The 12,705-nt window shown below is 33.6% G+C and carries 15 protein-coding genes; 14 read left to right on the forward strand and 1 reads right to left on the reverse strand.

Annotated elements, in window-relative coordinates; translation table 11 throughout:
- Window positions 1-1,286: DEAD/DEAH box helicase (locus RYL55_RS02895; protein ID WP_315007117.1), on the reverse strand; the 1,286-nt coding region annotated here is incomplete at its 3' end.
- A 199-nt stretch (window positions 1,287-1,485) separates the two neighbouring features.
- Here RYL55_RS02895 and RYL55_RS02900 point away from each other — a divergent pair.
- The 14 genes from RYL55_RS02900 to RYL55_RS02965 all read left to right on the forward strand — a co-directional run bounded on the left by RYL55_RS02900 (window position 1,486) and on the right by RYL55_RS02965 (window position 12,695).
- Window positions 1,486-2,094: a superoxide dismutase gene (locus RYL55_RS02900; protein ID WP_315007120.1), complete on the forward strand. Its 609-nt coding sequence runs from the start codon at window positions 1,486-1,488 to the stop codon at window positions 2,092-2,094.
- Between the two features lie 459 nt (window positions 2,095-2,553).
- Window positions 2,554-3,780, forward strand: a complete 1,227-nt coding sequence (locus RYL55_RS02905; protein WP_315007122.1) for a glycosyltransferase family 4 protein — start codon at window positions 2,554-2,556, stop codon at window positions 3,778-3,780.
- Entirely contained in the window at window positions 3,777-4,649 is an 873-nt protein-coding gene (locus tag RYL55_RS02910; RefSeq protein WP_315007124.1) for an NAD(P)-dependent oxidoreductase, read from the forward strand. Before RYL55_RS02905 ends, RYL55_RS02910 begins: the two co-directional genes overlap by 4 nt.
- A gap of 98 nt (window positions 4,650-4,747) precedes the next feature.
- Complete coding sequence (locus tag RYL55_RS02915) at window positions 4,748-4,978, forward strand: YkuJ family protein (protein ID WP_006703055.1); 231 nt, start codon at window positions 4,748-4,750, stop codon at window positions 4,976-4,978.
- Between the two features lie 83 nt (window positions 4,979-5,061).
- Window positions 5,062-6,282: a homoserine dehydrogenase gene (locus RYL55_RS02920; RefSeq protein WP_315007126.1), complete on the forward strand. Its 1,221-nt coding sequence runs from the start codon at window positions 5,062-5,064 to the stop codon at window positions 6,280-6,282.
- A 3-nt stretch (window positions 6,283-6,285) separates the two neighbouring features.
- Window positions 6,286-7,176, forward strand: coding sequence for a homoserine kinase (thrB, locus tag RYL55_RS02925; protein ID WP_315007127.1), 891 nt, complete (start codon window positions 6,286-6,288; stop codon window positions 7,174-7,176).
- 16 nt (window positions 7,177-7,192) lie between these two features.
- Window positions 7,193-7,723 (forward strand): YqeG family HAD IIIA-type phosphatase, encoded by a 531-nt coding sequence (locus RYL55_RS02930; protein ID WP_315007129.1) that lies wholly within the window; start codon window positions 7,193-7,195, stop codon window positions 7,721-7,723.
- Window positions 7,716-8,831 (forward strand): ribosome biogenesis GTPase YqeH, encoded by a 1,116-nt coding sequence (gene yqeH, locus RYL55_RS02935; RefSeq protein ID WP_315007131.1) that lies wholly within the window; start codon window positions 7,716-7,718, stop codon window positions 8,829-8,831. The genes RYL55_RS02930 and yqeH overlap by 8 nt, the downstream gene beginning before the upstream one ends.
- A gap of 15 nt (window positions 8,832-8,846) precedes the next feature.
- Entirely contained in the window at window positions 8,847-9,173 is a 327-nt protein-coding gene (yhbY, locus tag RYL55_RS02940) for a ribosome assembly RNA-binding protein YhbY (RefSeq protein WP_315007133.1), read from the forward strand.
- Between the two features lies 1 nt (window position 9,174).
- Window positions 9,175-9,801 (forward strand): nicotinate-nucleotide adenylyltransferase, encoded by a 627-nt coding sequence (locus RYL55_RS02945; protein WP_315007134.1) that lies wholly within the window; start codon window positions 9,175-9,177, stop codon window positions 9,799-9,801.
- On the forward strand, window positions 9,798-10,400 hold the full coding sequence (gene yqeK / locus RYL55_RS02950) for a bis(5'-nucleosyl)-tetraphosphatase (symmetrical) YqeK (RefSeq protein WP_315007136.1): 603 nt from the start codon (window positions 9,798-9,800) through the stop codon (window positions 10,398-10,400). The genes RYL55_RS02945 and yqeK overlap by 4 nt, the downstream gene beginning before the upstream one ends.
- Window positions 10,397-10,759 (forward strand): ribosome silencing factor, encoded by a 363-nt coding sequence (rsfS, locus tag RYL55_RS02955; RefSeq protein WP_006703047.1) that lies wholly within the window; start codon window positions 10,397-10,399, stop codon window positions 10,757-10,759. Before yqeK ends, rsfS begins: the two co-directional genes overlap by 4 nt.
- On the forward strand, window positions 10,756-11,511 hold the full coding sequence (locus tag RYL55_RS02960) for a class I SAM-dependent methyltransferase (RefSeq protein WP_315007138.1): 756 nt from the start codon (window positions 10,756-10,758) through the stop codon (window positions 11,509-11,511). The genes rsfS and RYL55_RS02960 overlap by 4 nt, the downstream gene beginning before the upstream one ends.
- Before the next feature lie 8 nt (window positions 11,512-11,519).
- Entirely contained in the window at window positions 11,520-12,695 is a 1,176-nt protein-coding gene (locus RYL55_RS02965) for a nucleotidyltransferase (protein ID WP_315007139.1), read from the forward strand.
- The last annotated feature ends 10 nt before the right edge of the window (window positions 12,696-12,705 follow it).

Genomic DNA, 12,705 nt, shown 5'->3' on the forward strand with positions numbered 1-12,705 from the left:
CGTTCAATTCTTTGTTTTTGTTTAATTTCATGAGTTAGTTTTTTCTTGTATCCAGGCTTGACATTTTTTTTAGCTTTTTTAATCATTCCTTTTAAGCGAGGATCTAAGTCAGAGCTTTGGGTATTTTTTCTTTTTTCACGACGAGAACGGTCATAACTTTCCACTAATTCGCCATTTTTTAATTCCAATGTTTCAAAAGAAATTCCTTTAGCTTCAAGCGTTTGGATGGCTTGTTCTTGGCTAGGAGTATAGAAAGTAATCGCTTGTCCAGCTAAGCCATTTCGACCAGTACGACCAACACGGTGAATGAAAAATTCTAATTCACTAGGAATTTCTAAGTTAATGACATGAGAAACACCTTCAATATCAATACCACGAGCTGCTAAATCTGTTGCCACTACATATTGATATTCCATTTGTTGAATTTGCTTCATCACACGACGACGTTCACGAGCAGGAATGTCTCCATGAATCGTTGCTACTTTTAAATTTTTCTCACGTAAAAATGCTGTAACTTCATCCGCTTTTTGTTTTGTATTGACGAAAATTAACATTAAGTATGGATGTCCTAGTGTAATCAATTCAAATAATACTTCTAATGGATTTTGTGTTTTCGTCACTAATAATTGATTCGAAATCGTTGGTGAAACTAATTGTTTATTTTCTACATGAATAATTTTTGGATTTCCAAGATATTTTTTAAGGAATGGTTTAATTTTATCTGGAATGGTCGCAGAAAATACGGACATTTGTAAATTTTTCGGCATTCTAGAAGCAATTTCATCGACGGTTTCTAAAAATCCTAAGTCAAAAGTCATATCAGCTTCGTCGACAACCATCATTGTTGCCGTTTGAACAAGTAGAGCATTTTCTCGCATTAAATCAAAAATTCTTCCCGGAGTTCCAATAACGATATGAGGGGCAGTTTGTTGTAATTTTTGAACTTGACGAAGTTTGTCAGTACCACCGACACATTTTTCTAACAGAATAGGAGTAGGAGCTTCTTCAATTAATTGAGCAGTTACTCGAACTAGTTGTTCTGCTAATTCACGACTTGGAACAGTAATGACTAATTGTAATTCTTGTTTATCTGGATCAATTTTATGAATCAGTGGTAGTAAGAAGCTATGACTTTTTCCACTTCCTGTTTGGGATTGCCCAATCACAGATTCTCCTTTTAATAGTAGTGGAATAATTTTTTCTTGAATTTTAGTTGGAGTAGAAAATGATAATTTTTCTAATGCCGTTTGTAAAAATGGTTGTAATTGATAATCTGTAAATTTCATGGATTCATCTCTTTTCTATAATCTATTTTGAAGCGTTGTTATTATACCATAGTTTTCAATGATTTTAAAAAGAGAACGAATAATAAGAAGGAAAATCTAAAAAAAAGTAAGCAAAAAAATTGCGTTTTCATATCAAAGGGTGGTATTCTTAAAACATCAAACAGTAATTAAAACTGTACTATTTTAGGAGGAATCAATTATGACTTTTGAATTACCAAAATTAGCGTATGAGTTTTCTGCATTAGAACCTCATGTGGATGCTTTGACAATGGAAATTCACCATGACAGACATCACAACACTTATGTAACAAACTTAAACGCAGCAGTAGAAAAACACCCTGCTTTATTCGAAAAAAGCGTGGAAGAATTAGTAGCAGATTTAGCATCTGTACCAGAAGATATTCGTGGTGCTGTTCGTAACAATGGTGGTGGACATGCTAACCATAGCTTATTCTGGGCAGTGATTTCACCAAATGGTGGAGGTCAACCTACTGGCGAATTAGCAGCAGCAATCGATAACAAATTCGGTGGATTTGATGCATTTAAACAAGCATTTGCTCAAGCTGCAGCAACTCGTTTCGGTTCTGGTTGGGCTTGGTTAGTCGTTTCAAATGGTGAATTAGAAGTTGTTTCTACTCCAAACCAAGATAACCCATTAACAGATGGTAAAACTCCAATTTTAGGATTAGATGTTTGGGAACATGCTTATTACTTAAACTACCAAAACCGTCGTCCTGATTACATTGCAGCATTTTGGAATGTAGTTGATTGGAATGAAGTAGCTCGTCGTTATGAAGCTGCAAAATAATTTTTAAGAAATTTTGATTTGTTAACTCTTTGAGATTCCAGTGGGGACTTGAAGAGTTTTTTTAGTATTTTCAATTTTTTAGACTTCCCTGGGGATAGTAGCTAGGGATGCCAGCAAACCTGTGGTTTCATGGATAAAATTCGAGCCTAAGGTCTCGAATTTTCCCGTAATAAAAGCCAAATCGGCTTTTATTATTTTAGCTACTATGGGAAGTCTTTGGTTTCTGTCATAGGAGTTGCGAGGTTTCATGATTTAATTGCAATTCTGATGGTCAAAATGAGGGTTAAAATATTGATTTGGAATAGTAGTGGGGATACTAATATTTAATCATCTTATTCTTTTAAAAATGGTTTTTTCTTGTACATCGTGACAGATATTGGACTATCGTATATAATAGGGATACGTGTAAAATAAATTAGAATGAATTAAAAGACAAATAGAGATATTAAGGAGGAACTTATGCGAGTAGGGATTTTTACAGACACCTATTTCCCTCAAGTCAGTGGTGTTGCTACTTCTGTTCGAGTATTGAAAGAAGAATTAGAACGTCTTGGACATACGGTTATTATTTTTACAACAACCGATCCAAATGCTACAATGCCTGAGTGGAATATCGTTCGCTTGGGAAGTATTCCATTGTTTTCATTTAAAGAAAGAAGAATTGCTGTTCAAGGTTTTATTGAAGCTTATAAAGTTTCTCAAGAATATGAATTAGATATTATTCATACGCAAACAGAATTTAGTTTAGGACTACTTGGAAAAATTTTAGGAGCCATGTTAGGGATTCCGACCATTCATACTTACCATACGATGTATGAAAAATATTTACACTATATTGCGAATGGGAAAATTTTAAGACCAAGTCATGTGGCATATATTTCTAAAAACTTCTGTAATCAAACTCGTGGAGTGATTGCACCAAGTCAAATGACAAAAGATAAATTATTATCTTATGGAGTGACTCAAGAAGTTCGTGTTATTCCAACAGGTATTGAAATTCCAGAATTGAATCCACAAGTTGCTGAAGAGTTACGTGAAAAGTTAGGGTATACAAAAGAAGAAAAAGTATTATTATCGTTAAGTCGCTTATCGAAAGAAAAAAATATTGCTGCGATTTTAGATGCAATGCCTGAAATTTTAGAAAAAGATTCAACTGTGAAATGTTGTATTGTTGGCGGAGGGCCAGAAAAAGAAGAACTTGAAAAACAAGTGGAACGTTTAGGGATTACACCTTATGTACAGTTCGCAGGTGAAGTGGAGCATCATCAAGTGTCTCAATATTATCAAATGGCAGATTTATACGTGAATGCTTCGGAGTCTGAAAGTCAAGGATTAACTTATTTAGAAGCTTTAGTGAATAAAATTCCAGTGATTGCGAAGAAAAATGATTATTTACAACAATTTATTACTAAACCAGAATTAGGAATGTTATATGAAAAAGATGAAGATATTGCTTCTAGTGTGTTAGCCTATTTAGAATGTAGCAATCAATCTTCTTATCAAGTTCAAGAATTGCAAAATCAATTATTAGAAGAGATTTCTTCTGTTACTTTCGCTAAAAAAGTTGAAGAATTTTATCAAGATGCGATTGATCATTATCAACATGATAAAGAGAATACGAAAACGTGGTTAGAAAAGATGAATTTCTTCAAAATCTATGATGATGACAAGGAGGATGAAGAATGAAGAAAATAGGTTTTATTGGAACGGGTGTAATGGGTTCTTCTATGGTGAAGCACTTATTAAACGCAGGTTATCCAGTTACAGTTTATAATCGTACAAAAGAAAAGGCACAAGCAGTTATCGATACCGGCGCTTTATGGGCGGATAGTCCAAAAGAAGTAGCAACTCAGTCTGATGTTGTGTTAACGATTGTAGGATATCCAACAGATGTTGAAGAAGTTTATTTTGGGGAACAAGGGATTTTTCAGGGATTACAAGATGGGATGGTACTGATTGATTTAACAACAAGTACCCCTTCTTTAGCGAAGAAGATTGCAGAGGAAGCTGAAAAGCTTTCATGTGATGCGTTAGATGCTCCCGTTTCTGGTGGTGATTTAGGAGCAAAAAATGGAACCTTATCTACAATGGTTGGAGGTAAGGAAGCTGTATTTGAAGCTGTGCGTCCAATTTTAGAGACTTTTTCAAAAACAGTTACGTTACAAGGGATAAATGGAGCTGGTCAACATACTAAAATGGCGAATCAAATTATGATTGCTGGTACAATGACAGGCTTAGTTGAAATGTTAGTGTATGCAAAAGCTGCAGAATTAGATTTAGAAAAAGTTCTTCAAACAGTCGGAGCCGGAAGTGCTGCTAACTGGTCATTGTCGAATTACGGACCAAGAATTTTGAAAAAAGATTATAGTCCAGGATTTTTTGCAAAACATTTCTTAAAAGACTTACGAATTGCAATTGACGAATCAGAAAGAATGGGATTATTTTTACCGGCAACTTTACAAGCAAGAAAACTATATGAAACAGTTTGTGATGATGGTTATGGTGATTTAGGAACACAAGCACTTATTCATTTATATTGGACACTTCCTGAATAAATTTATAAAAAAGTATGATTTTTAAAGGGATTTTCATATAATCTAAAAAAGTTTTATGGTAGAATAGAAATTAAGAAAGCTGAAAGGGGTAAAGCAACATGAAACCTTCACAACTAGTTGCAATTGTGCAACGTCTACAAACAATGGCGGATCAAAGCACGGATATTGAAATTCGTCGTTTTGAAAAAGATGGTGTTGAAAAATGTGTTGTGACATTTAATCAAGAAGCAGATAGCTTTGAGTTAGAAGATTGTGAGACAAAACAAACATTCCAATTTGATGATATCGATTTAGTCGCAATTGAAATTTTTGAACTATTACAAGATTAATGACTTTGTGATAAACCACGGCGCCTATCCAATGTGTGCTGTGGTTTTTCAATATTTATACATAAGAAAAAGTGGGGATTACAATGAAAGTAGAAAAGATTGGATTATTAGGATTTGGAACAGTTGGTAGTGGAGTCTATCATATTTTAACAAAAAATCAAGCATCGATTGAAAAGAAAAAAGGAGTTTCATTACAAATTGAAAAAGCTCTTGTAAAAGAACCAGAAGTATTTGCCGATAAAATTTCAGGCATTACATTTACTTCGGATGTAGACTATATTTTAAATGATGAAGAAATCTCTATTATTGTAGAAGTGTTAGGTGGAGTGGATTTTGCTTATACCTGTGTGAAAAAAGCTTTAGAATCAGGTAAACATGTCGTAACAGCAAATAAAGATTTATTAGCAAAACATGGCGTTGAATTATCTCAAATTGCTAGAGAAAATAATGTGTATTTATATTATGAAGCAAGTGTTGGGGGCGGAATTCCTGTATTACGTCCATTAGTAGAACATGTTTCAAGCAATGAAGTAGAAGCGATTTACGGAATTGTAAATGGAACAACAAACTTTATTTTAACTTCTATGAGTCAACAAGGATTGTCTTATGAAGAAGTGTTAAAAACAGCTCAGGAAAAAGGATTTGCTGAAGCAGATCCGACAAGTGATGTAGAAGGTTACGATGCTACTTATAAATTAATTATTTTAACAAGATTAGCATTTGGGACAAATGTTTCATTCGATGCGATTCCTAAAAAAGGTATTACACAAGTGACTAAAACAGATTTACAATTAGCTAAACTTTCAGGCTATACGATTAAATTATTGGCAAGTGTTGTTGCAAATGGTGAGGAAGTTTACTTAGAAGTACGTCCTTATTTTGTAAACTTAAACCACTTATTAGCTCAAGTTTCTTATGAAAATAATGCTATTTCTGTAACAGGTGATGCGCTAGGAGAAATTTTACTATATGGAAAAGGAGCAGGTTCACACCCAACTGCAACAAGTGTGGTAGCTGATGTCATGATGATTGCAACACAACAAAATCGTAATGCTCAAGTAGTTCCATTTGAACCATTGACAGAAGCGACTAAAGTTCATACAACGATAGCTCCATTAAAAGATTATGCTGTTGTCATTGAAACAAGTAAACCTGAAGCGTTTGATGGAGTAGTGTTACCAAATCAAGCAGTATTAACAAGATTTACTCAAATTTCAGTAGCTGAGTTAGAAGAAAAAGTGTCAGCATATCAACAAGTAGATAGTGTAGAAGCGGTTAGAATCTATCCTGTGTTGGAGGCGTAATCAATGAAAATTATTGTACCCGCAACAACTGCTAATATTGGATTAGGATTCGATTCTATTGGGATTGCAGTTGATTTATATTTAACAGTAACGGTTGTAGAATATAGTAATAAATGGAAAATTGAACATCCATTTGGAGAAGCCGTACCAACTAATCAAGAAAATTTAATTATTGAGACAGCTTTAGCAGTTTGTCCAGCCTTACAACCTCACCATTTAGTGTGTGAAAGTGATATTCCAATGACAAGAGGATTAGGAAGTAGTTCTAGTGCGATTGTTGCAGGAATCGAATTAGCAAATCAATTAGGGAATTTAGACTTAACACCTCAACAAAAAGTTGAATGGGCAACAAAAATAGAAGGGCATCCAGATAATGTAGCTCCTGCAATTTTAGGTGGATTAGTCGTTGCGACTTATGATGCAAAAAGTCAAGAAGTTGACTATTTACAAAAAGAAATCCAATCTGAGATTCAAGGGATTGCGTTAATTCCAGATTTTGAATTATCAACAAAAGCAAGTAGACAAGTGCTTCCTAGTGAATTTGTTTACGCTCAAGCGGTACAAGCAAGTAGTCGTTCGAATGTATTAGTTGCAGCACTATGGCAAGAAGATTGGGAAAATGTTTCTAGAATTGTAGAAAAAGATTTATTCCATGAACCTTATCGTGAAACATTAATTCCATTTTTAACACCGGTACGTAAGCTTGCAAAAGAAAAAGAAGCGATTGGTACGTACTTAAGCGGAGCGGGTCCAACCGTGATGGTGTTATCTTCAAAAGAAAATGCACCAAGTATTGCCCATTATTTACAAGAACAATTACCAAGTGAATTAGGAAACTATACCATTCAAGTATTAACCGTCGATCAAGTAGGCGTTCGAGTTGAAAAAAGATAATAGATAGAGGAGAAATATGTCCATTAAACTAACACCAACGTGGTTTATCAAAGATTATTTATCCATTTCCATTGAGTTTTTAAAAAAACAATCGATAAAAACAATTTTTGCAGATATTGATAATACATTAGTGGATTGGGATGAATTAGATACAAATGATACATTACAAACATGGGTTCAACAATTAAAAGAAAATCAGATTGAAATCATATTAGTATCTAATAATCGTAAAAATCGTATTGAAAGAGTGGCTAAACAATTAGGCGTACCGTATGTTTTTCCAGGACTAAAACCACTGCATAAAGGATTTAAAGAAGCATTGAGTCAAACGACTGCAACAAAAGATGAAATTGTGATGATTGGAGATCAGTTATTGACAGATATTTTAGGGGCAGGAACTTTTGGCATTAAAACGATCCTTGTTAAACCTTTAAAATTATCAGATGCTAAGAAAACAAGAATCAATCGATTTTTTGAAAATTTAATCCTAACGATATTATATGGAAAAAATTACTCAGAGAAATGGGAGGAGAAAATCCATGACTGAAAACCACTATTTTTGTATGGGATGTGGAGCAACGATTCAAACAGAAAATCATGAAGAAATCGGCTATACTCCTACAAGTGTATTGACAAAAATGTTAGAAAAAGAAGAACCCGTTTATTGTCAACGTTGTTTTAGACTTAGAAATTATAATGAATTACAACCTGCTTCTTTAAGTGATGATGATTTCTTAAAAATGTTATCTTCGATTGCAGAAGAAGATGCACTAGTTGTTTATGTTGTCGATTTATTCGACTTATATGGCAGTATGATATCAGGATTGAAACGTTTTATTGGAGATAATCCAGTATTATTCGTTGCCAATAAAGTGGATTTATATCCAAAATCAGTGAATCGTAATCGTTTGAAAAATTGGATTGAGCGTTTTGCGAAAGAATATGGGATTCGTCCAGTCAATACGATTTTAGTAAGTGCGAATAAACGCATTCAGATTGACGAATTATTGGATAAAATAAATGAATACCGTCAAGGGAAAGATGCTTATGTAGTAGGGGTAACCAATGTAGGTAAATCTACTTTAATTAATAAATTAATTCAAAGTATTGGTGGAACAAAAGATGTGATTACAACTTCTCAATTCCCAGGAACTACATTAGGACAAATTGAAATTCCGTTTGATGAAAAATCAAGCTTAATTGATACTCCTGGAATTATTCACCGTCATCAAATCGCACACTATTTAGCAGAAAAAGAAGTGAAAAAAGTATTACCTCAAAAGGAATTACAACCAAAAACTTTCCAATTAAATGCAGAACAAACGATTTTTATTGGTGGACTTGTACGAGTGGATTATACAAAAGGGGAAAGAAATTCCTTAACATTTTATACTCCACAAACCATTGAATTGCATCGTACAAAGTTAGAAAAAGCAGACGAGTTTTATGCAAGACATAATGGAACGATTTTAACACCTCCTACCGGAGATAATGTAAAACAATATCCAACACTACAGAAGACAGTCTTTTCAGTAAAAGAAAAATCAGATATCGTAATCGCAGGTCTAGGTTGGGTAACGATTCAAAAACCAGGGACGATTGAAGTTTGGAGTCCAAAAGAAGTAGATGTCATTAAACGTCCATCGATTATATAAGAAGGAGGGATTGGATTGGAATTAAAAGGGAAAGAAAGACAATTTTTCAAAAAAGAAGCACATAATATTAAACCGATTTTTCAAATTGGAAAAGGCGGTTTAAGCGAAGAAATGATTCAACAAATCCAATTTGCGATTGAAAAACGTGAATTAATTAAAGTCAGTTTATTACAAAATACAATGGAAGAACCTCAGGAAGCTGCTGAAGTATTAGCAGAACAAACAGGTAGCACGATTATTCAAGTGATTGGACATACGATTGTATTGTATAAACAAGCTAGAAATCCAAAAAATCGTGATATTTCGATTCGATTTGCAGAATTTGTAAAAAGAGGGCGATAATATGATGCAATCCATCAAGCTTTGTCCAAAAGTAAAACAAAATGATTTTAGTGGAAAACAAAAGCGTGTTGGAATTTTAGGAGGAAGTTTTAATCCTCCTCATGTAGCACATTTAATTATGGCAGAGCAAGCTAGAGTTCAGTTGAATTTGGACAAAATCTATTTTATGCCGAGCCATATTCCACCTCATGTAGATGAAAAGAAGACGATTGATGCTAATTATCGAGTAGAAATGACCCAGCTAGCTATTCGAGATAATTATCATTTTGAACTTGAAACAATTGAATTAGAACGTACGGATAAAAGTTATAGCTTTGATACGATTCGACTCTTAAAAGAAAAAAATCCGGATGTGGACTATTACTTTATTATCGGTGGCGATATGGTGGATTATTTACCAACTTGGCATCGAATTGATGAATTAGTACATGTAGTTCAATTTGTAGGAGTTTGTCGTCCAGGTTATCCAAAAGAAACTCCATATCCAGTATTATGGATTGAAGCGCCTCAAATGGAAATTAGTTCAACACAAATTCGTAAAAATGTGTTATGGGGGCAAAGTATTCGTTACCTTGTTCCTGAAAGTGTAGAAGAATATATTTTTGAGAAAGGACTGTATCAAGAATGACAGTAGTAGATTTTTCTCCTTATTCTTCTTTGAGTCGTGAAAAAATTTTACACCAAGTGCACTCTCAAATGAGTCAAAGAAGATTTGATCATTGTTTAAGAGTGGAAAAGAAAATCATGGAATTAGCGACATTATATGGAGTAGATGTTACAAAAGCTTCTTTAGCAGCGTTAATTCATGATTATGCAAAAGAAAGACCCTTAGAAGAATTACAAGAATTAGTGGTCAAAAAACAGTTGTCAGAACAACTTAAAAATCAATCTTCTGAAATTTTACACGGACCAGTAGGTGCAGAAATTTTAAAAGATGAATTAGATATTCAAGATGAAGAAATTTTAGATGCTATTCGTGAACATACGATTGGTGGAACTAAAATGACTCTATTATCCAAATGTTTATTTGTAGCAGATGCCATTGAAGATGGAAGAAATTATCCAGGAGTAGAAGAAGCAAGACAAATTGCTCATCATAATATTGATGAAGCGGTTCGATATTTAGTCAGACATACTTTGCAGTATTTAATTGAAAAAGAAGTGTATATTTATCCTGGAACATTAGAAGTTTATAATTATTTAGTAATAGAAAGAGGAAACGTATGACAGAAAATCGTAGTAAACAATTATTAGATGTAGTATTAAAAGCAGCAGATGATAAATTAGCACAAGAAATCGTTGCACTAGAAGTGGGACACTTAACACCTGTGGCAGATTACTTTGTTATTACTCATGGGAAAAATGAAAAACAAGTACAAGCCATTGTAGATGCCATTGAAGAAGAAGTACATAAAGAAGGCTTTGAAGTGAAAAGTATCGAAGGAAAAGACAACGCACGTTGGATTTTAATGGACTTAAATGATGTCATTGTACATGTATTTTACTATGAAGACCGTGAATATTATAATTTAGAAAAATTATGGAATGACGCACCAATTGTTAATATTGCGAGTGAAAAAGAATGACCTATCAAACCTTTGCACATGTATATGATGAAGTAATGGATCATGAACAATACCAATTATGGGTGAAGTTTACAAAAGATTCTTTTAACACGTATACGAGTAGAAATATTCAAAAAGTCATGGAATTGGCTTGTGGAACGGGTGAAGTTTCGACTTTACTAACAGGAGCAGGCTATCAAGTGACTGGAGTTGATTTATCTAGCGAAATGTTAGATATTGCAAAAGAAAAATATCAACAAGATTATCCTTCGATTGATTGGGTGCAAAAAGATATGCGTGATTTAAAAGGATTAAAGACTTTTGACGCTATTACATTATATTCTGATTCACTTTGTTATTTAACAGAGTTTGAAGATACTGTAAAAGTATTTAAAACTGTTTACGAGCATTTAGAAGAGGATGGATTATTTTTATTTGATGTGCATTCTCTGTATCAAATGCAAGAAGTATTTCCAGGATATCAATATCATTATACAAGTGAAAATTTAGCGTTTTTATGGCAAAGTTATGAATTAGAGGAACCTGGAAGTGTAGAACACGTCATTGACATGTTTGTTCGTGATGAGTCTCAAACTAGTAAAGCATTATTTGAGCATTTTCAAGAAGTGCATGTTGAACAAACTTTCCCTATGGAATGGTATCAAGAAGCACTTGAAATGGTAGGATTTAAAAAAGTATGGATAAAAGCCAATTTTGGTGAATCAGAAGTGGAAGATACTTCTTCACGTTGGTTTTTTATTGCATTGAAATGAGGAATTACATGAAAGCTTGTGGAATTATTGCAGAATATAATCCATTTCATAAAGGTCATCATTATCAAATCGAACAAATTAGAAAGCAAACAGATGCAGATGTCATTGTAGTTGCGATGAGCGGTAATTTCGTCCAAAGAGGAGAACCAGCCATTGAGAACAAGTGGCATCGTGCAAAAATGGCTCTAGAAAATGGGGCGGATTTAATAGTAGAATTACCAACACTTTCAAGCACACAAGCCACTGATTGGTTTGCAGCTGGGGGCGTTGGTATTTTGCATGCTGCAAAATGTCAGGAAATTGCTTTTGGAGTAGAAGATACATCCATTGATTATCAAGTAGCATTTAAGGAATGGATTACATTGCAAACAAGAATAAAAGAAGACGTCACGAATGACGAGATGAAATCTCTCACTTATGCCAATCGACTTTCGCTCATTTCAAAAGAGAATTTTGGAGAAAATAGTCCACTCTATCAATTAATGCAGCAGCCAAATCAACAATTAGGATTTGCCTATGTAAAAGAAATTTTGTCTAGAAATCTACCAATGAAATTCTTAACGATTGAACGAATGGGAAATGGACATTTGGATGAGGTATTGCTAGAAGGACAGTTTGCTAGTGGGACTGCATTACGGAAGCAATTAGTGAAGGTTGAAAGGAATTATCAGTTGTATGCTCAATTACCTTATTTAGAAGAAGTATCTTCAAATGAATATCGAAATAACTGGGAACAATATTGGATGTTATTGAAATACCAAATAGAACGAAGTAGTTTGGAAGAACTAAGAACAATCTATCAAATGGATGAAGGAATGGAATATCGATTTAAAAAATGCTTACCTCAAGCAAATTCGTTTCATGAATTCATTCAATTATTGAAGAATAAACGATGGACTTGGGCAAGATTACAACGATTATGTATATATGTGTTATTAGGAATTACAAATGAGCAAGTGACACAATATTTTGAAAGTATTCGTGAACCACAAGAAGTAACTGTTTTAGGATTTACCAAAATAGGAAGAGAATATTTAAAAAATTTACGAGAAGAAGAGACGAACTTTATAACAAATTATGCTCATCCTTCGTTAGAATTACAAAAGAAATTTGATAACATTTATGATATAATGAATCCATCTGAGTATTATTCTGCTCGTCAGTTGATGCCTGTGATGAAATAGTGGGAAAGAA

This window comes from uncultured Granulicatella sp. (assembly GCF_963515615.1).
Classification (GTDB): Bacteria; Bacillota; Bacilli; order Lactobacillales; family Aerococcaceae; genus Granulicatella.